The 20,063-nt window shown below is 54.0% G+C and carries 20 protein-coding genes and 1 tRNA gene; 10 read left to right on the forward strand and 11 right to left on the reverse strand.

What is annotated here, in order from left to right:
- Nucleotides 1-57: 57 nt before the first annotated feature.
- Nucleotides 58-525 carry a thioredoxin-dependent thiol peroxidase gene (bcp, locus tag A11S_RS09555; protein ID WP_015468318.1) on the forward strand — a complete coding sequence of 156 codons (468 nt, stop codon included), beginning with the start codon at nt 58-60 and terminating at the stop codon, nt 523-525.
- A gap of 4 nt (nt 526-529) precedes the next feature.
- On the opposite strand, the gene A11S_RS09560 is transcribed toward bcp, so the two are convergent.
- Nucleotides 530-754: a DUF2335 domain-containing protein gene (locus tag A11S_RS09560; RefSeq protein WP_015468319.1), complete on the reverse strand. Its 225-nt coding sequence runs from the start codon at nt 752-754 to the stop codon at nt 530-532.
- A 2-nt stretch (nt 755-756) separates the two neighbouring features.
- Complete coding sequence (locus A11S_RS09565; RefSeq protein ID WP_014103599.1) at nt 757-1,437, reverse strand: alpha/beta hydrolase; 681 nt, start codon at nt 1,435-1,437, stop codon at nt 757-759.
- Between the two features lie 202 nt (nt 1,438-1,639).
- Between A11S_RS09565 and A11S_RS09570 the strand changes: the two genes are divergently transcribed.
- The 4 genes from A11S_RS09570 to mnmA all read left to right on the forward strand — a co-directional run bounded on the left by A11S_RS09570 (nt 1,640) and on the right by mnmA (nt 6,161).
- Nucleotides 1,640-2,776, forward strand: a complete 1,137-nt coding sequence (locus A11S_RS09570; RefSeq protein WP_015468321.1) for a cysteine desulfurase family protein — start codon at nt 1,640-1,642, stop codon at nt 2,774-2,776.
- A 14-nt stretch (nt 2,777-2,790) separates the two neighbouring features.
- Nucleotides 2,791-3,132 (forward strand): 2Fe-2S iron-sulfur cluster-binding protein, encoded by a 342-nt coding sequence (locus tag A11S_RS09575; RefSeq protein ID WP_015468322.1) that lies wholly within the window; start codon nt 2,791-2,793, stop codon nt 3,130-3,132.
- A gap of 106 nt (nt 3,133-3,238) precedes the next feature.
- Nucleotides 3,239-4,873 carry an FAD/NAD(P)-binding protein gene (locus A11S_RS09580; RefSeq protein ID WP_015468323.1) on the forward strand — a complete coding sequence of 545 codons (1,635 nt, stop codon included), beginning with the start codon at nt 3,239-3,241 and terminating at the stop codon, nt 4,871-4,873.
- A gap of 82 nt (nt 4,874-4,955) precedes the next feature.
- Complete coding sequence (gene mnmA, locus A11S_RS09585) at nt 4,956-6,161, forward strand: tRNA 2-thiouridine(34) synthase MnmA (RefSeq protein WP_015468324.1); 1,206 nt, start codon at nt 4,956-4,958, stop codon at nt 6,159-6,161.
- Between the two features lies 1 nt (nt 6,162).
- Here the strand turns inward: mnmA and A11S_RS09590 are convergent, their stop codons facing one another.
- The gene (locus A11S_RS09590) at nt 6,163-6,879 is read right to left on the reverse strand and encodes a type 1 glutamine amidotransferase domain-containing protein (protein WP_041803155.1); all 717 of its coding nucleotides are present in this window, start codon (nt 6,877-6,879) and stop codon (nt 6,163-6,165) included.
- 221 nt (nt 6,880-7,100) lie between these two features.
- Here A11S_RS09590 and A11S_RS09595 point away from each other — a divergent pair.
- Nucleotides 7,101-7,176: transfer RNA gene (locus A11S_RS09595), tRNA-Met, on the forward strand.
- Nucleotides 7,177-7,227: 51 nt separating this feature from the next.
- Here A11S_RS09595 and A11S_RS09600 read toward each other — a convergent pair.
- The 7 genes from A11S_RS09600 to A11S_RS09630 form a co-directional block, all read right to left on the reverse strand.
- Entirely contained in the window at nt 7,228-8,571 is a 1,344-nt protein-coding gene (locus A11S_RS09600; protein WP_015468326.1) for an ATP-binding protein, read from the reverse strand.
- The gene (locus A11S_RS09605; RefSeq protein ID WP_015468327.1) at nt 8,568-9,224 is read right to left on the reverse strand and encodes a response regulator; all 657 of its coding nucleotides are present in this window, start codon (nt 9,222-9,224) and stop codon (nt 8,568-8,570) included. Before A11S_RS09605 ends, A11S_RS09600 begins: the two co-directional genes overlap by 4 nt.
- Before the next feature lie 14 nt (nt 9,225-9,238).
- Nucleotides 9,239-9,934 (reverse strand): hypothetical protein, encoded by a 696-nt coding sequence (locus A11S_RS09610; protein WP_081604782.1) that lies wholly within the window; start codon nt 9,932-9,934, stop codon nt 9,239-9,241.
- Nucleotides 9,891-10,673: an SDR family NAD(P)-dependent oxidoreductase gene (locus A11S_RS09615; RefSeq protein WP_015468329.1), complete on the reverse strand. Its 783-nt coding sequence runs from the start codon at nt 10,671-10,673 to the stop codon at nt 9,891-9,893. Before A11S_RS09615 ends, A11S_RS09610 begins: the two co-directional genes overlap by 44 nt.
- The gene (locus tag A11S_RS09620; protein ID WP_015468330.1) at nt 10,663-12,678 is read right to left on the reverse strand and encodes an AMP-binding protein; all 2,016 of its coding nucleotides are present in this window, start codon (nt 12,676-12,678) and stop codon (nt 10,663-10,665) included. Before A11S_RS09620 ends, A11S_RS09615 begins: the two co-directional genes overlap by 11 nt.
- Nucleotides 12,675-13,376 carry a thermostable hemolysin gene (locus A11S_RS09625; protein WP_051054897.1) on the reverse strand — a complete coding sequence of 234 codons (702 nt, stop codon included), beginning with the start codon at nt 13,374-13,376 and terminating at the stop codon, nt 12,675-12,677. The genes A11S_RS09620 and A11S_RS09625 overlap by 4 nt, the downstream gene beginning before the upstream one ends.
- Before the next feature lie 267 nt (nt 13,377-13,643).
- On the reverse strand, nt 13,644-14,021 hold the full coding sequence (locus A11S_RS09630) for a DUF423 domain-containing protein (RefSeq protein ID WP_041802680.1): 378 nt from the start codon (nt 14,019-14,021) through the stop codon (nt 13,644-13,646).
- 159 nt (nt 14,022-14,180) lie between these two features.
- On the opposite strand from A11S_RS09630, the gene A11S_RS09635 reads away from it, so the two are divergent.
- Together A11S_RS09635 and A11S_RS09640 are read left to right on the forward strand one after the other, a co-directional pair.
- On the forward strand, nt 14,181-14,693 hold the full coding sequence (locus tag A11S_RS09635; protein WP_015468333.1) for a host attachment protein: 513 nt from the start codon (nt 14,181-14,183) through the stop codon (nt 14,691-14,693).
- 121 nt (nt 14,694-14,814) lie between these two features.
- Nucleotides 14,815-15,297 carry a DUF2147 domain-containing protein gene (locus A11S_RS09640; RefSeq protein ID WP_015468334.1) on the forward strand — a complete coding sequence of 161 codons (483 nt, stop codon included), beginning with the start codon at nt 14,815-14,817 and terminating at the stop codon, nt 15,295-15,297.
- Here A11S_RS09640 and A11S_RS09645 read toward each other — a convergent pair whose 3' ends face one another.
- Nucleotides 15,298-16,020 carry an alpha/beta hydrolase gene (locus A11S_RS09645; protein ID WP_015468335.1) on the reverse strand — a complete coding sequence of 241 codons (723 nt, stop codon included), beginning with the start codon at nt 16,018-16,020 and terminating at the stop codon, nt 15,298-15,300.
- Between the two features lie 87 nt (nt 16,021-16,107).
- Between A11S_RS09645 and A11S_RS09650 the strand changes: the two genes are divergently transcribed.
- Nucleotides 16,108-17,058, forward strand: coding sequence for a bifunctional riboflavin kinase/FAD synthetase (locus tag A11S_RS09650; RefSeq protein WP_015468336.1), 951 nt, complete (start codon nt 16,108-16,110; stop codon nt 17,056-17,058).
- A gap of 97 nt (nt 17,059-17,155) precedes the next feature.
- Complete coding sequence (gene ileS, locus A11S_RS09655; RefSeq protein WP_015468337.1) at nt 17,156-20,059, forward strand: isoleucine--tRNA ligase; 2,904 nt, start codon at nt 17,156-17,158, stop codon at nt 20,057-20,059.
- The last annotated feature ends 4 nt before the right edge of the window (nt 20,060-20,063 follow it).

The raw sequence follows: 20,063 nt of genomic DNA on the forward strand, positions 1-20,063 counted from the left end.
GAAATGACCAGAATGCCATGTTTAAACACAGCATCCGGCCCACCAAAGGAGAACACCATGCCCGCATTGAAAGAAGGGTCCAAGGCCCCCAGCTTTAAAATGAAGACCCAGAATGGCGACACCGTCACCCTGAAGGATTATGCGGGGGCACCCTTGGTTCTCTATTTTTATCCCAAGGACGATACGCCCGGATGCACCACACAGGCCTGTAGCTTCCGCGACAATTTGCCAAAATTCAAAAAATCGAAAGCCGCCATTTTGGGCGTCTCCCGCGATCCCGTGGACAGGCATGTGAAGTTTTCCAACAAATATGATTTGAATTTTCCGCTGGCCGCCGATGAGGATGGGACTGCCACTGAGAAATACGGCGTGTGGGTGGAAAAAAGTCTGTACGGCAAAAAATATATGGGCATCGAACGCACGACGTTTCTGATCGACGCGGATGGAAAGATTGCAAAGATCTGGCGCAAAGTAAAAGTCCCCGGCCATGCCGAGGACGTTTTAGATGCCGTCAAAGCCCTGTAAAAAATCAGAACGGCCAGAATTTGGGGGTGTTCAATTTTGCGCGAAGCTGTTCCATCTTCGCCTGATGCGCCTGTTCTTTTTCAATCATATCCCAAACGCGTTGACCAAGGCCGGACGACACAGATTCATACGCATCCAGATCATACACATCGGCATGATAAGAAAAAACTCTCCGCAGAACCGGACGGTCCTGCGGAGAGTTGAAAACGTAGTTCGGATAACCGGTCACAATTAAGCCGCGCTGATCAGCTTCGGCGGCACGACAACCTTGCGGCCCGCATCGGCGCGGTTCAGGTAATCATGCATGTGGCCAACCATTTGATCGATACGGTCGTTGTAGAAATGGTTCGCACCATCAACAACGCGGTAATCAACTTCAATACCTTTTTGCGCGCGCAGTTTCTGCACCAGCTTCTCGGCATGCGGTTCGGGAACGATGTTGTCTTTGTTGCCCTGAATAATCAGGCCCGAGGTCGGGCACGGGGCCAGGAAGGTGAAGTCATACATGTTGGCCGGGGGCGATACGCTGATCCAGCCACGGATTTCCGGGCGGCGCATCAGCAATTGCATGCCAATCCACGCACCAAAGGAAAAACCACCAACCCACACATACGGTGCGTTCGGGTTCAATTCCTGCATCCAGTCCAGCGCCGATGCGGCATCGGACAATTCGCCCTCGCCACGGTCATAGATACCCTGGCTGCGGCCGACGCCGCGGAAGTTGAATCGCAGAGTCGAGAATCCGCGCTCCACGAATGTCTGGAACATGTGGTACGTGATTTTGTTATTCATCGTCCCGCCATGCTCCGGGTGCGGATGCAGGACGAGGGCCAACGGCGCGTTCGGCGTTTTCGCATGGACGTAACGGCCTTCCAGACGGCCGGCCGGCCCGTTGAAAATAATCTCTGGCATAAATTCCCCTGACTCTTCGGTCTTCTTTGTTTTCGGTTCAAAACCGCTCGGAGGCCCCATACCCCCGGAAATCAACGGCACTGCCCCGATTTTCGTTTATCTCTGGTATGGCCCCGGGTATAGCAAGCCCAGCGCCAAAAGTCCAAAATTTTCCTGTAATTCATTGAATTTTATTGTTGATTCCCCTATTCTCCGGCCCGTTATGACCGACAATTTGAAGAACGAACCCGTTTATCTGGATTACAACGCCACGGCGCCTGCGCGCCCGGCGGTGATGGCGGCCATCACAACGGCCCTGACGCAGACGGGCAACGCCTCCTCTATCCACGGTTTTGGGCGTAAAGCACGCAAAATGATTGAAGATGCGCGCACGCAAATTGCCACCCTGTGCGCGTGTGATCGCAACTACGTCACCTTCACCAGCGGCGGCACGGAATCCAACAACATCGCGATCAAAAGCTTCGCCAATGCGCGCATTTTGATCAGCGCGATTGAACACCCCTCCGTGCTGGAGGCCGCACCCAGCGCAGAGCGTATTCCCGTCACATCCGCTGGGGTTGTTGATCTTGGCGCACTGGAACAGATGCTGACAAACGGCGCGCCCGTTGCGCTGGTGGCGGTCATGCTGGTCAACAATGAAACGGGTGTCATTCAACCCGTGGGGGATATCGTCCGACTGATCCGCCGCGTATCACCGCAAACGCGCGTGCATTGCGACGCCGTTCAGGCCGCCGGAAAAATCGCGATTGATCTCTCCGCCCTGCAAGTCGACAGCCTGTCCCTGTCCGCGCACAAGATCGGCGGCACGCACGGCGTTGGCGCATTGATTATCGCGCCCGGCGCGGATATCAAGGCCCTGATCCATGGCGGCGGACAGGAAAAGCGCATGCGCGCAGGCACCGAAAATGTTGCTGGAATCGCCGCTTTTGGCATTGCCGCGGACGAAGCGATCAAGGACCTGGATAAAATAAAAACCCTGGCCGATTTGCGCGACCGCATTGAACGCGAACTCTCCGCCATCGAACCGCGCTTGAAAATTTTCGGAAGCCAGGCCCCACGCGTGGGCACCACCACGCAAATCGGCCTGCCGGGTATTCCGGCGGAAACACAATTGATGGCGCTCGACCTGGCCGGCATTGCGGTTTCATCCGGGTCCGCCTGCTCCAGCGGCACGGTGAAAACCAGCCACGTCTTGCGCGCCATGGGCGCCAGTGACAATGACGCCATGGGGGCCTTGCGCATTTCCATGGGATGGGCCACAACACAAGCCGACGTCGACCGCTTCATCGCCGCATGGACCACCATGCATGCCCGATTAAAAGACAAGATTAAAAGCTAGAGGATCAAACAATCATGCCAACCATGACCTTCATCATGAAAGATGGAACCCCCAAAATGGTGGACGCGCCCAACGGCCTGTCCGTGATGGAGATTGCACAGAAACACGACATCGAACAAATTGAAGGCGCGTGCGGCGGATCATTGGCCTGCGCCACCTGCCACGTCTATGTCCACCCCGATTGGTGGGACAAGGTCCTGCCCGATACCGGGGATGTCAGCATGGAGGAGGAAGACATGCTCGACCTCGCCTTTGACCTGCAAAAAACCTCCCGCCTGTCCTGCCAGATCATGATGCGGGACGAGCTGGACGGGCTGATTGTCGCCCTGCCGGGTTCGAACCCGGCGTGGTCATAGGATTCGGGCCCCAAACCGGGCTGGTCAGCCGCCCTTGGGGCCACATTCGCCATTTTTTAATCGTTATAGGGGAAGAATGGGCCTGATAAAGTGGGCCCATTTCCTTATGTTAAATTTGCCTCCAGCCCCCGATCCGGCGTATGTTAAGCCGATGACACACGGGGCCGATCAGAACCAGTCTTCCCCAACCATCGCCATTCTGGGCGGCGGACAATGTGGCACAATCGCATTGCACGATATCCTGTTTCATTTTGAGAAATTCAAATCCGAAGATCCCGCCACACCCGCACCCAAAATCATCTGGGTCGATGCAAAGGGATTGTTTGGCCGGTGCGCCGCCTTTGACCCGGATCAACCGGACTGCCTGCTGACCAGCGGGCCGGCTTATGCGCTGAAGCCCAGCCTGTGCGCACCCGACGCCTTCACGCAATTTTATGCGGCCCATCACCCCCTTGCCGATATGGATCAATGCGTGCCCCGCCGCATCTATGGCGCGTTTATGCACGACCTGACCCTTGATGCGCTGAACACCGCCAAGGCCCACGGCATCACGGTTGAAACCGTAGCGGCCCGCATCGATTCCGTTACACGGGATGACCATGGCACGCTCACCCTGCACACGGCGGACGGGCAAACGATACAGGCCCATCATCTGATCGCCAGCCCCGGCCCATCGCGCAACACCGCCATGGATCATCTGCACGGCGCCCCCGGTTTTATTGCCAACCCATCCGATATTGCGTCCGTGCGCGCATCGGGTTTGGATTTCAACGATCCAAAATCAACCATCCTGTGCTTTGGCCCCGGCAATTCGTTTTTTGACGGCATCAATGTGCTGGAAAAAGAATTGGGCTATCGCGGGAAATATATTCTGATCAACGCGTCGGGCCGCACGCCATGGTCGGTGGGACCGGATTTGGATGAGCATGATGGCCTGCCCTATCACTTCACCCATTTCACGACACAATCAATGCCGGCCCGTGTCAGCTTTGCCACGCTCAAGGCCGCATTGGACCGTGATCTGGAAGATTTAAAGGACCCGGAAAAGAACCCGCGCGGGTTCGGTCCGGAATATCCGATTTATTATATTGCGGCCTATGCCATGCAATATTTCAAAAGCTGGGCCGATCATCACAAACCCGATGCCCTGACCAAGGGGCAAGCCGAATTGGCATTCCAGCAATTGCAGGATGACGCGATGATGCAGTTGAAATGCATATCCGCCCCTGATGACATCGCCCTGTACCAGGATTTGCGCGCCCAAGGCCGTTTGTTTGAATCGCATGGCCGCATTGTCATGGATCAGGTTGCGCCAGCCGCACGTGGTTTTTCCGTGCCCGTGCGATCCAATCTGGACCAGGCGTTGTACAATGTTCGGGTCGCTGGCTTTATGAACTGCAAACCATACCATTCAAACTGGGACACGCCTGTGAAGGACGAACCCGGCAATCTGTTACGCCAGATGGAACGGGATGAACTGATTCGCCGGGCCCCTGCCGGGGGCCACGGGCATGGTGAGCGGTATGACACAGCCCACGCCCGCGACAACGGGATCAGCGTGGTCGGCAGCAGCATGAGCCCCATCTGGGGCGTTCACTTGAGCGCCGCGCAAATCAACGTCGCCGCCCGCAACGCCCTGAACGGGGCCATCCGGGCCAGCCAAAGGGACCAAGACCCCCAAGGCCCTTCATCCGGCCCGCTTTCTGATTTTGGAGCCGGATTTGGCAGCATGGCGTATTAACGCCACCCGCCTTCAAACCACCCCACCCTCACATTATGGCAAAAACCTTGCATTTCTGCGGAAAAACCCTATATTCCGCCCCATGAGCGAAATAAAGCTGAACTCTTTAGGCATCAACAAAGCCCCCAAAGACACCCGCGTGGTTGTGGCCATGTCGGGCGGGGTGGATTCGTCCGTTGTGGCCGCCCTGCTGGCCGAGGAAGGCTATGACGTTGTCGGCGTGACGCTGCAACTCTACGACCATGGTGCGGCGCTGAAGAAAAAAGGCGCGTGCTGTGCGGGGCAGGATATTTACGATGCCCGCCGCGTCGCCGAAATGAAGGGATTCCCCCATTACGTTCTGGATTACGAAAGCAATTTCCGCGAACAGGTGATCGACGATTTCGCCGATTCCTACCTGCGCGGTGAAACGCCTATTCCCTGCGTACGCTGTAACCAAAGTGTGAAGTTCAAGGACCTGCTGGCCGTTGCGCGCGACCTGGGCGCTGATTGCATGGCCACGGGCCATTATATCCAGCGCAACGTCAATCCCGACACGGGCCGCGCCGAATTGATCCGCGCCCATGATCATGGCAAAGATCAGAGCTATTTCCTGTTCGCCACGACGCAGGAACAATTGGACTTCCTGCGCTTCCCGTTGGGGGGATGGACCAAGGACGTCACGCGTCAACATGCGCAGCGTTTGGGCCTGATCACCGCGGACAAACCGGATTCCCAGGATATCTGTTTCGTACCCAACGGCGATTACGCCGGCATCGTCAAACGCATGCGCCCCCAGGCGCAACAGCCCGGCGACATCGTGCATATTGATGGCCGCGTGGTCGGCAAGCATGATGGAATTGTCGGGTACACGATCGGCCAGCGCAAAGGATTGGGTATCGGCGGTGGGGTCAGTGAAAATAATGATCCGCTTTATGTCGTGCGCATTGACCCGGCCACAAACCGCATCATCGTCGGGCCTAAAGATGCCTTGGCGCGCGACATTCTGAATTTAAAGGATGGCAATTGGTTGATTGACACGCCCCCGGCACCGGGCGCATCACCCACCTGCGCGCTGGATGGCGAAGGGGTGGATCATATCCCGGTCATGGTGAAATTCCGGTCCGTCATGGCCCCAATCCCGGCGACGTTGCATCTGGATCACGATGGCCATGCGCGCATTCAACTGAATGACGCGCAATACGGCATATCCCCGGGGCAGGCCGCCGTCTGCTACATCAATGACCGCATGATCGGTGGCGGATGGATTGAATCCACCGCCCACAGCGTCATTCCACTGGCCGCGTAAATTACGCCGCCTGTTGTTTTTTTCTAGCATTCAGCGCCGTGATCATCTCTTCAGCCACCGCGCGGGATGATGCCGGGTTTTGCCCGGTGACCAGCCGCCCGTCATGCACGGCAAAGGCATGGAAATCATCACCGCTTTCAAACCGGGCCCCCAATTGACGCAGGCGCGATTCCAGCAGGAACGGCACCGCCAGGTCCAGCCCAACCGCCCGTTCTTCACTGTTGGTGAAGCCATTCACCATACGCCCCTGAACCAACGGCACGCCACGTTCATCAACAACACCGATCAACGCATTGACGCCATGGCACACCGCGCCGATGACCCCGCCGCGCGCCCAGATGGTGGACAGAATGGACCCCAGCACGTCATTGCCGGGCATATCCCACGCCGCCCCATGCCCGCCGGGAACAAACGCCCCGACATAGGCATCAACATCCACCCGGTCGATGGATTTGGTGGTCGCCAATTTTCGCATGGCTTTTGTGTCATTCAAAAACCGATCCACCGCCGGATCATTCTCACCCGTGTCTTTTAAACTGGCGGGGTCCACCGGGGCCGCACCACCGCGGATCGACACGATATCGACATCATACCCCGCGCGTTCCAAGGCATAATACGGCACCGCCATTTCTTCGAAAAAAAACCCGGTCACACGCCCGGTATCACCCAGCCTGGAATGCGAGGTGAGAATAAAAAGCACTTTATCTTTGGTTGTCATTTTGGCCTCCACAACGCTGCACACGTCGATCCGCCCTACCAATTCAGGTAGCCCCACCCCGGGACAGGACAATGCCCACCCCGTAAGCCCCTCAACCGCCCGGTTTTTTTAAGGCCCGCCCCGCGATTTTCCGCCAAAAACCCCCGCCCCATAGGCCAGACCGGAAAAATACGGCACCATGCTTGACATTTCCCCCGCCCCGCGTCATAAAACCCCCCGTTGGCGGCGTAGCTCAGCCGGTAGAGCAGAGGAATCATAATCCTTGTGTCGGGGGTTCAAGTCCCTCCGCCGCCACCATTAAAAAGCCCCTGCTGCAATCCAGCGGGGGCTTTTTAATGGTGGTGCTTGTCAGATCGTTTTCCATGGCACCGTGGCCACGAGGCCGTTGGGCACGTTATCAGTCAATATGATGTGCGTACCATGAAGATTGGCAACCCACTCAGCAATGGACAGGCCAAGACCGCTGCCCGTTTTTCCGGTCTTATCGACACGAACGAAGCGGCCAAAAACGTGTTTTTTTTCATCGTCCGAAAGACCAGGACCGGCATCAGAAATGGCCATCACCCCGTCCACTGACAGGGTGATTTTCACACATCCCCCGCCGGGCGTATATTTAATCGCGTTCCCGATAATATTACCCAGCAACAGAGGCAGGGTTTCACTTTGCCCCAAAACAAAGACAGAATCCGCTATCTCCGACACAAGCGATATGGATTTATCCTTCGCCAAAAGGCTAAATTCATGAATTTCCTGTCGTAAGCACTCAGACAAATCAAGGTGCTCAAACGAAGCTGTCTCATTCTGCAACCGCGCCAGAGATAAAAGCTGCTCCACCATGTGGCTGGCCCGCTCGATTGTTTCATGAAGGTTATTGAACCCTTCAGCAGCCGATTCATCCCCTTGGAACTGCCGCATCAGAACTTGTGTTTGCGTTTTCATCGCCGCCAACGGTGTGCGTAATTCGTGTGCCGCGTGATCCGTAAATTCTCGTTCACGACGAAAACTGTCTTCAATTCTGATGAACAAACGGTTCATAGCCGATGTAAGTGGAGCAATTTCGGACGGGATTCCGTTCATGGCAATAGGCTTAAGATCATCCGAATGCCGATGATCAACAAGAACAGAAAGACGCAAGAGCGGTTTGAGCGCATACCGTGTCCCTACATAGACAATAATAAAGATAACCGGGACAAACAAAACTATAGGTATAACGAGGCTAGTGACCAACTGCCCAATCAATTCATATCGAATTGCATAGCGTTCAGACGTTTCAACCCGGATATCCTTTTCCGCATCGACGAAAACAAAAAACCTCCACGGCTTTTCGTTTATCATCTGGTCGGAAAAACCGGGCGGCGCATGAAAATCGCCAAATTCTGCAGAATTCGCCGATTGTGTAACCAAATGATCACGATGCCAAATTCGAAACGCCATTTTCTTTTCATAGCGGTGCTGCAAATTCGCATTTTCGGGGCCCAAGGCAATTGTAACGTTTCCACCTTGCCCAATCTCGTGCTCGGTCATTTGCAACAAGGTTTTTGCAGAATGGACCAGCTGGGCATCATAAACCTCCTCAATTTCGTGCCACGAGAAGACGAAGGCGAGCAGAACAGTCAACAGGCATGCCAGAAGAACAGGAAAGCTAATCCAGATCAGAAGGCGTTTCCGCAATGAATAAGATTTATTTTTCATCTTGTTATCATATATCCAACGCCGCGAATCGTCTTGATTAAATCACGTCCTAACTTGCGACGCAGGGCCGCGACATGGACTTCAATTGTATTGCTCTCAATATCCTCTGAAGACCAGTCATAAATTCTTTGCTCGATTTTATCCTTGCTGACTGGGCGATCCAAATTGTGAATCAAAACATCAAAAATGGCACGCTCACGGCCGGAAAGAACAACAACCTTTCCGTCTTTTGTAAGCTTGCCGGTCGCTGGCTCAAAAACAATATCATGAACACTGACGATTGGCTCCGCGTGCCCCTGAGCGCGACGAACAAGGGCAGAACAACGCGCCAGCAATTCATCCAGATCAAATGGCTTAACCAGATAATCATCGGCACCAGCATTCAGCCCTTCAACGCGATGGCGGATCGCATCGCGTGCCGTCAGAAGTAAAACTGGAATTTGCGCCTTTTTAAAACGCATTTCAGCAAGAAAATCCAATCCCGACCGTCCAGGAAGGTTTATATCAAGAACCATAAGATCATAAGATTGTGTTGCCATCGCATCATCGGCCATTTCCGCCGATAAAACCCAATCAACGGCGAAGGACTCTTTCAAGCCCTGCGCCGTTGCACACCCTAGGTTTTTGTCGTCTTCAACCAGAAGAAGGCGCATAAAATAAAATGCCTTTAATTATAGCCACCTTCTCCAGTTTTCTTCTTTTCGTCTATTTTTGCAAGAGCTGCCTTAATTTCCTGTCTACGCCCGGCGTCCGCTAAAGCCCGACCTGGGCGATCCGGAGCCTGCAATGCGCGTTTTAAATATGTTGCAGCTTCATCATATCGACCATCCTGTATCAGGAAATCACCGTAAAAATAATTCGGATCAATCCCATTTGGATTGATAACTAACGCCTTTCTCAAGTGCTCTTCGGCCAAGTCATCATCGCCAAATCCAACCGGCCAGCCGGGAACCTGATAATATAAAGAGCCGAGAGATGTATGAGCCGATCCATCCAAAGCCCGCTCATCAATTTTTTCGGCTTGTTCAAGCAGATCCCTGGCCTTTTTGACTTTGGGCAGGGCAGACATTCCTTTTACAATGCCCGCATCCGTTGACAGGATGATTGCCTCCCATATTTTTGGCTCCGGACGATCCTGAAAGCTGGCGGTGACGCTGGCCGCATGGGCTTCCAACCGATGGATAGCCGCTAATTTTTCTTCATCATCCGGAATTTGGTACTTAATTCGCGACCATTCATTTTGCAGATATGAAATTTGCTCAGCGACAGGATCTACAACCTGGATCCCATTCACATCCTGTGCCCAGGACGGTACCGCATTAAGCAGAAGTGCGGCCATGAATGCGATATATGTTTTCTTCATAACTATTTTCTTTCTTTTCGTTAGGTTGGGAGAGAATAGATTCAGCAATTTCTTTATTACGGCGCAGGCCGCTATCAACAAGGGAAGGAAACGCAACATTAAGGATAGCGAATATACGCTCTGCATATCCCACGCGAACGTCGGATTCTCGCGCCTGAATGGCTTTAAATATGCGTTTCGCGATATGAATAGGGTCATCCTCCGGCGTTTTTGTTTCCTGATTGAGCAGTGCCTTTAGACCACTATTCGCCTTTGTTTTTACGGCACGCGGAGAAATGTGCGTTACCGCAATGCCAGAGCCGACCAGTTCGCGACGCAATGAATCCGAAAACCCCTTCAATCCAGCTTTCGTTGCGGCATAGAGACTGAAATATGGCAGGGGAATAAAACCAATCATTGAACCGATGTTGACAATCTGGCCGCTACCACGCGACTTCATGCCCGGCAAAACCGCTTGCGTCATACGTATGGGAACAAGGAGATTTAAATTCAGCATAGGAGCCGCTTTTTGCTTCTCACAGACTTCAAATTCGTTATAACCCGCCATATTAATAAGAATGTCCGGAGGGTCTGCTGCCAAGCGAGCGCAAACAACATCTAAATTTTCTGCCAGCCCGCCTTCTTCTTCATGTGAATAGACCGTCACAATCGCTCCCGCACCTTCCAGCAGCAAGACAAGCGGGCGACCTATTCCCCCCGTCCCTCCGGTAATAAACACGCGTTTGCGGTTAAGCGACATTTCGCACCTCCTGCTCGTGAGGAATGGAGCGTAGAACATTGGCAAAAAGGCGGAATGTATTATTTGCCACTTCAATAATCGCGGCCTGGTCCTCAGGATCATCAATTTTGTTGACCAAGTCCTCAAAGAACTTCAGATGTTCGATATCCAGCGCACCGTGGGAATACAGATATGTGAACGCCGTTTGTGGCAACCCCAAATTCCCCTTCACGGCATCGGCGCCTTTATTCGCAATTTGAATGGATGTGCTTTCCAACATGAACACCATCCCCAAAAAACCTACAGGGTTTTGGCGAGCGATATAATCGTAGTTATAGGCAACCAAGACCTGCGTTTCCAAATTCGGTGTTGCGTTCCGGGCTTCTTCCTTGTCACCGCCCGCCGCGGCGACATCGTTTAAAATCCATTCCTCATGGCCTTTTTCTTCCTCGATATATTCAGAAATCGCGTCATGCAGCCATTTCTTGCTTTCCGGTAATCGCACCCCCATCGCCATCATAAAGCGAACCGTATGGCGGACATGGTGATAGGCCTCCGTTAAATACGCAATATAGGTTTCACGGCTGATTTTGCCTTTTATTCCATCCATCAGCTGCGGAACGGCATAGAGTTCCTGACGAGCGCTTTCCGTTTCTTTAACAAGACGATCATAAAATTTCATTTTGCTCTCCTTTTGCAAATTCAAACGTGTAGCCATGATCCGATCCCGCCGCATACGGCCATTACCGGTTAACGTCCCATCCGCTGGTGTGAATGGGGCCGTCATCGAAAAATCAGAAATACGGGCATAATCAGGCAAATCTTTATTCACCCGATCAACAACCGCGGCGATTTCAACATCGGGACGCGACGGGACAATGAGCGCGCTTAAATGGGCCTGCCCGTCCCCATAAACAAAGGCCTGCGCTATATCTGGAAAGGATAGAAGTTTTGATTCCACCCACTCCGGGGCAACATTTCGACCAAAAGACGTAATCAAAACATTTTTGCGACGCCCCGTGACCGAGAGAAATCCATCATCATCAAGCGTGCCCAAATCGCCGGTTTTGAAAATTCCCGCATGGGGGGCGCCGACATACCCAAGAAAGGCTGGGTTCAAAATGACAATTTCACCATCAATAATATCCGTTTTCACATGCGGTAAAATCGTCCCAACCGTACCGCTACGATCCCGCTGTGGTACATTCATCGCAACTACGGATCCGCATTCGGACAATCCATAACCTTCGTAAACGGGCAATCCCATACTGCGCGCCGTTGACAGTAAAACCTTATCCACGCGGGCACCGCCCACTGCGATGAAATCCAAATCCAGCAAAGGCGCACGCGCAACAACCTGCCCCATTAAAAGACGAAGAATTTCCGGAACCAAAATAGCCGACGTTGCCTTTTCAGTAGACAACACACTATGCAGATTTTCGTATTGCGAACCAAAACTGCGCAAAGAGGGCAAAACAACAGTCGCCCCAGCGATCAACGCTGCATAAACTCCGGCAACGTTCTCTAAAAGCACAGCAAGAGGCAATACAGAGCAATGAACGCCCGCAAAATCCACCCCCAGCATATCCACAACACCTTGCGCTACGCTCAACATGGATTGCGATGAAAGACACACCCCTTTCGGCGTTCCTGTTGTACCCGACGTGAAGGTAATTTTTGCCGTCCCGAGCGGGAGATCAACAGGTATAAACGGAAGTGGCGAAATACCATCGTCCTTAATCAACCCATCGCAACCAGAGGATTGCAATGCGTGCTGTGTCTGCGCCTTCGTAAAGAAGGGCGGAATTGGGACAACAACAACGCCTTGAACAAGACAGGCCAGGTCCCACAAAACCCAATCAACTGAATTATCAAGCGCCAATCCTACACATTTGTAGCCCGTTAAAGCGGAGGATTTTTCCTGAACTTTATCCCAGACATCGGCATAAGAAACGACGCGCTTATCGTCACGTAGCGCAATACGGTTATAATCATCTGAACCCAACCGGATATGATTTTCGATCATGACAAATCCCCACGATAATGGAGCGCTGTCGTTAGCGGGGCCTCATGCGCTGTATATTCTGCCCCCATAAACGCCTGTAAACGTCGATAGCCATGATCGACACACCCAGCCAGAACGTGAGGATCCGTATCATAATATGTACCCCAACTTTCATCATGATGCAGGAGACGGGATGGGTCGGCCTGCGCCAAACGCTGCGGACGCAGGCCCATCATACGCAAGCGCTTTTCAATAAAATTCGTTCCCGTGACCACAGCATAACGTTGATCGTGATTATGAAGATATGCGGCCAGTGCCGCGAACAGGAACGACGAGGCCCCTCCGCCATTCGACGCAAGATTACCGATCTCGGTTATAGAATCCCGCGGTGATTGCAAAAGCTCATCAATCGGGGCTGATAGATATTGCTCCAGAAATAGAGGCTCATGCACGGCATAACGAAAACCAACAGCGGACAGGATAACACCGCCCGCATCCTGAACGCTCATCAGGATCGGGTAATGCACGTTAATTTTTGCGCCGTACGACTTTGCGTAAACGCCTTTAATAAAGGCCTCCACAGCCAACCGACCGCAAGTTTGTTGCGAAAAAACCGATACAGCCACAGGACGCGCCGACCCGGCCCGGAGGAACTGGGGCCTGGTCAGACGCAATCGACCGGAGGACAGGCCATTTTCTTGATAATCCAACTGATACATACGCAAAACCTTCAGATATCGTTCGATATCATCAAGAATGGCGCATCAAGCTGAGGCGAAACTGAAGCGGATTTTTTAACAAAATCAGAGCACTAATTATAATCAAGAGAGATCCGCCACGATCGACACCGTGCCCAGAGGCAACAAACACCGGAAACGTAACACAAGCCTGCGACAGAAAAATCGCGCGTGGGTTACCATCAATAATTGTTAAAACCCCGCGATTTCTGTGGGGTTTTTTAATGGGTGGCGTGCGCGGAATGTGGCCTATCGCGTCCCGCGGATAGCGTAGACGAGCAGGAGGATCCAGCCCGTCATCAGGCTAAGGCCGCCGATGGGTGTGCCGGCCGTTAAGCCCTCGGCCTGCCAGTACAGGGACGCATACAGCGTGCCGCAGAAAATCAGCGTTCCCACGAAAAACAAACATGCCGCAGCCATCAAGATTCGCGATGGGATAACACGGGTCATTCCATACAAAGCCACAGCCAAAAGCACGATACTGTAATTTTGGTGATAGCGGAGCGCCACGTCAAACCGATCCGTCATCGCCGTGGTCAAATTATCGACCAGCAGGTGATCACCCGCCGCCCCGAAAATAACAGACGACAATCCCATCAGGGCCGCCGCACACAATATCAATCTCATCAAACCTCTCTTCTGCCCCACACAGGGGAACAATGCTTTTTTATAGCAGAAAAATGCGGATGGAATAGCGTGCAAACACCCCTCTGGCCCACGGGAATTTGCGCGCTATCCTCCCTTGTATGGCTTTATCGTGTGTCTTGTTGTTAAGGAGAGTTCACCATGAAACTGACCGGGCAAATTGCTGAACAAAATCGGGACGTTACGGCCGCACCCGTGACGTTGCATGCCGGAATTAAAACACCGCGCGTCTGGATTGTCGTTGCGGATAAACATGGCGCGCGCATTTTCGAAAAAATTGACCGACATTTGAAATTGATTGGGGAGGCTTCGCCGGAGCAAGACTTACAATCCGCGTTGAACAACCGGACCATTGGACGATCTTTCAGCTCAGGCGGAGGCACCATCCATCACAAATATGAACCGCATATGGAGCAAGAGCGCGCCACCGCGTTGGATTTTGCGCATGATCTGGCCACGTTTCTGGATGATGCCGATGCCGCCCGTGAGTTTGACCGCCTGATTCTGGTCGCTGCACCGCGAACATTGGGCGATTTGCGCGCATCGATCAGCAAACACGTCCAACGCTCCATCATTGCGCAGGTTGACAAGAACCTGACCAAGCTGGACGAACGCGCGTTGGGCGATGCGCTAGAGGATGTTTTATGGCTTTAATGAATACGCCCGTGCGCCAGGCATGCACAGACCCACTTTTGACTTTTACCGTGAAGGGCGTATCCTTTTGGCTGTTCCATGTTTTGGGAACGTAAAACGAAGAAAAAGAAGGATCAACACCATGTTATCAATGCGCACCATTTTGGCCTTCGGGCTTTTTTCACTCCTGATCGGATTGACCATGACACAGCCGGCCCACGCCGAAACCGACCCGACAGGGTTGTGGTTGACACAGAACAAACGGTCCGTCGTTTCTGTTGAACCGTGCCAGGAAAATAAATCCATGATGTGCGGGTACATTCACTGGATCATCGAGGGCGGCATGCAGTTTGATGACAAAAATCCGGACGCCGCCTTGCACAACCGCCCGATGTGCGGTTTGCCGATTATCTATGGCCTGAAAAAATTGAGCGCCAACGAATGGGGCGATGGCAAGATTTACAAAGCCGACGAAGGCGATGTGTATGATGGCCAGATGGAAATGAACGATGACGGCACGCTGGCCGTCAGCGGCTATGTCGGCATTCCATTGTTCGGCAAGGAACAGACATGGACCCGTGTGAATGCCAGCGATTATCCAAAGTGCAAACGCGCCAAACGATAATCACGGGCACAATTGATCGCGGATAAAATCCGCAATCACCGCCCGCGATGCGGTGCTGGTGTAATGACCGAGGCCGGGAACGACGTGATGCGTCGCCCGGCCTTTGGTATAGGCGGACACCGCGTTAAACGCCGCCAGATACGCCGCCGTTGCAAATTCCGGATCATTGTCACCATGAATCATCAGGGTGTGCGGTGTCGCACTCATCGCCGGGTCATGGAAGAAGATGCAGCTGTGCCCCACCAGCGCCCCCAGATTGGCCCCACGGGTGAAGCCCGTGAACAACGCCACGCCGCCGCCTTGCGAAAACCCCATCAAGGCCACGTCGGCATCCTTCAGGCCCATCAAATCGCGTTGCGCATCAATAAATTCATTCATCACACGCGCGATATTCACCATGCGCGGATACAACGTTTTTAAATCACCATCAATGGCAAACCATTGCCGCAACATGGCGGGATCGTTACCATCATTACCGGCCAGAACCTCCTGCGGGATGTGCAGGACATCACCGTTATGTTTGCCGATGCCGTGCGGCACCACCAATTGTTCCGGGCCATGCGGGGCCACGACCAGCGCATCGGGCATCAACGCGCACACGGCCAGCGCCATCTTGTCCATATATTTGGCATTGCGGCCATAGCCGTGCAAAAGGACCACCAGCTTCTTCGCCTGACCGCTTTTGGGCCCATGGGCGACATATTCCAGATCGGCGCCGTTCATATTTTCATGTCCCACTCTTGCATATTGGCGTATCCCCTATTACCACAGAGTATATAAGACGTTTTTCCCGCCTTATAAGAGAATTTTATGGACCAGTACCAGTCTTACGCAAACCTGCCCGAAACCGCCCGCAATGCCGTGGTGGTGATTGGGAATTTTGACGGTGTCCACCGGGGCCATTGCGGCCTGTTCGACGCGGCGCGCATGATTGCCAAAAATACGGGACGCAAGCTGGCCGTCCTGACCTTTGAACCGCACCCGCGCCACCTATTCCGCCCGGACGACCCACCGTTTCGCATCACGCCCGCGGGGGTCAAGGCCGACCGTCTGGCCGCCCATGGCGTTGATATTCTGGTCAGCCTGAATTTCGACTGGCCCTTCGCCAGCCAGAGCGCGGATCATTTCATCCAGCACGTTTTAAAAGACGGATTGAACGCCGCGCACATCGTGGTGGGCCGTGATTTCCGTTTTGGCCAATTGCGCAAGGGCGACGCCGCCATGATTGACGCCGCCGGCATTCCCATCACCGTGATGGATAAAATCGCCGATGACGATGATAAAGACGGCGGGGGCGATGACATTTCATCCACCCGTATTCGCCAGGCCCTGGGCACCGGTGATATTGCCGAAGCCAATACCCTGCTCGGCTGGGAATGGGAAATGCGTGGCGTGGTGGAACAGGGCGACAAACGCGGCCGTGAACTGGGCTTCCCCACCGCCAATGTCGGGCTGGGCGATACGTTGCACCCCGCCTATGGCGTGTATGCGACATGGACGAAAATTGTCGAAGACGGCCCAGACGCACCATGGATTCCCGGTGCCACCAATATCGGCATCCGCCCAATGTTTGAATTAAAGGTCGGCCGGATTGAAAATTATCTGTTCGACTTTAATCGCGATATTTATGGAAAAACGCTGCGTGTGCGGCCTGTAACCCGCCTGCGCGGTGAGGCTAAATTTGATGGCCTCGACGCCCTGATCGCGCAGATTGCCGCCGATTGCGCCGAAGCCCGGGCCATTCTGGCCCAAAATCCCTAGGCCAGATTCGCCATTTTGGCCCAAAACCCTTGATTCTCTGGGGATTTCTGGCGATAGTGCCCCCCTCAATCCACTTCAGAATTTCAAGGGCGCGAAAATGAGCGACGCGGACAAGTACAAGGACACCGTCTTCCTGCCGAAAACGGATTTCCCGATGCGCGGGGAATTGCCGAAACGCGAACCCGAAATTTTGAAAAAATGGCAGGACATGGATCTGTACCGCGCCACGCGCGCCACATCCGCCGGGCGTCCGAAATGGGTGTTGCATGATGGCCCCCCCTACGCCAACGGCGACATCCACATGGGCCACGCATTGAACAAGACATTGAAAGATGTCGTGAACCGTTTTTACCAAGGCATGGGATATGACGCGCCGTATGTGCCCGGTTGGGATTGCCACGGCCTGCCCATCGAATGGAAGGTGGAAGAACAATACCGCAATGCCGGCAAGAACAAGGATGATGTGGATGCGATTGCGTTCCGCGCCGAATGCCGCGCCTTTGCCCAGAAGTGGGTGGATACGCAAAGCGCGCAGTTCCAGCGTCTGGGCGTCAATGGCGATTGGGCCAACCCCTATTTGACCATGACCCACCGGGCCGAAGCGGGAATCGTCCGCGAAATCCACAAATTCGCCACCAATGGCGGGCTGTACAAGGGCGTGAAGCCCGTGATGTGGTCCACGGTTGAAAAAACCGCTTTGGCCGAAGCCGAAGTGGAATACAAGGACCACAAATCCATCACCGTATGGGTGAAATTCCCCGTGCGTGGGCAAGCCAACACATTCATTGTGATCTGGACCACCACGCCGTGGACATTGCCGTCCAACCGCGCGATTGCGTTTGGTGACGCGCTGGATTACGCCGCCTATACCATCACGGCGGTGAAGGATGAAGCGCGCGCGAAAGTGGGCGAAACACTGATCCTGTCCACCAAGCTGGCCGATGATGTGAAAGCCAAAGCCCATATCGAAGAGTGGACGCAAGCCCCCGTATCGTTCGACCTGAACAAAACCGTGTGCGATCACCCGTTGCATGCGCATGGGTATGATTTTGACGTGCCCGTTTTGGCCGGTGATTTCGTGACCGACGACACCGGGACCGGGTTCGTGCATATCGCCCCCAGCCATGGGGAAGACGATTACTGGCTGTATATGAAGCATTTCGGCGCAAAGGATATTCCCGACAACGTCACCGATGACGGGAAATTCCGTGACCATGTGCCGTTATTTGCGGGCATGGAAGTGTTAACCGAAAAGGGCGAAATGGGCGGCGGGAATTTCGCCGTTCTGAAAGCACTGGATGAAAATGGCGCCCTGCTGGCCAAGGGATCGATCAAACACGATTATCCGCACAGCTGGCGGTCCAAGGCCCCGGTGATTTTCCGCACCACGCCGCAATGGTTTATTGGCATGAACGCCATCACCACCGCAGCCCATGGCGACAACAATGCACCGTTGCGGGAAAAGGCACTGGCCGCGATCCGCGATACACGCTGGGTCCCCACCAAGGGCGAAGCCCGCATCACCGCGATGATTGAAAACCGCCCGGATTGGTGCATTTCGCGCCAACGCGCATGGGGCGTGCCGATTGCCCTGTTCGTACACAAAGAAACGGACGAGGTGTTGAAGGATGCCGATGTCCTGTCCCGCATTGCCGATGCGTTTGAACGCGAAGGCGCCGATGCGTGGTGGAGCCATGACGCGCAATACTTCCTGGGCGGACAATATAACCCGGACGATTACCATCAAGTGTTCGACATTGTCGATGTCTGGTTTGAATCCGGCTCCACCCATTCCTTCGTTCTGGGCGACACCAAAACATGGCCGGATTTTGAAGGCGTTGGCAAAGCCGATTTGTATCTGGAGGGATCAGACCAACACCGCGGCTGGTTCCATTCATCCCTGCTGGAATCATGCGGCACGAATGGCGTGGCCCCGTATAAAACCGTTTTGACCCACGGGTTCGTTCTGGATGACAAGGGCTACAAAATGTCCAAATCATTGGGCAATGTTGTGGACCCGTTGAAAATGATGGATGAACATGGCGCGGATATTATCCGCCTGTGGACCATGTTATCGGATTACAGCGAAGATATCCGCATCGGCAAGGACACGTTGAAGGTCACCGCCGATCTGTACCGCCGCATTCGCAACACGTTCCGGTATTTGCTGGGCGCGTTGGACGGGTTTGATAAATCCGAAATGGTGCCGGAATCCGAATATAAAAACATGCCGGAACTGGAACAACTGGTCCTGCACTGGTTGGCCGAAATTGACGGTGATGTGCGCGGCCATATTGAAAATTATGAATTCGGGCGTTTGGCGCACCGGTTGCATAATTTCTGCGCCGGGGAACTCTCCGCCTTCTATTTCGACATTCGCAAGGATCGCCTCTATTGCGACCGCCCGGATTCGTTTGAACGCCGCGCATGCCGCACGGTGATGGCGAAAATTTTTGATTGTCTGGTCACCTGGCTGGCGCCGATTTTGGCCTTCACGGCGGAAGATGCATGGAATTATCGCCCCCGCGGCGTGTTTGCACAGGATACGGACAGCGTGCATTTGCGCACCTTCCCGGTCATTCCGGCGGATTGGAAGAACGAGGAACTGGCCACCAAATGGGCCACGTTGCAGGATATTCGCCGCGTGATCCTCGGCGCGCTGGAGCCGAAGCGCAAAGACAAGACCATCGGGTCATCACTGGAAGCCCACCCGGTTGTGTACCTGAACGCAGACATGGCCAAGCTGGTCGAGGGCATTGATCTGGCGGAGCTGAGCATTACATCGCAGGCCAGTGTAAAAACCGAAACCGCCCCGGCGGATGCGTTCACATTGAACGACGTCCCCGGCGTGGCCGTTGTGTTCACCCGCGCCGAAGGCGGCAAATGCCAGCGCAGCTGGCGCATCGTGCCCGATGTCGGGTCCGATCCGGAATACCCGGATTTGTCGGCCCGCGATGCGGACGCCGTGCGGTGGTATCAACAGAACAAGAAGGCGGCGTAATTTA

Origin of the sequence: Micavibrio aeruginosavorus EPB (genome assembly GCF_000348745.1) — a bacterium.
Lineage (GTDB): Bacteria > Pseudomonadota > Alphaproteobacteria > Micavibrionales > Micavibrionaceae > Micavibrio > Micavibrio aeruginosavorus_A.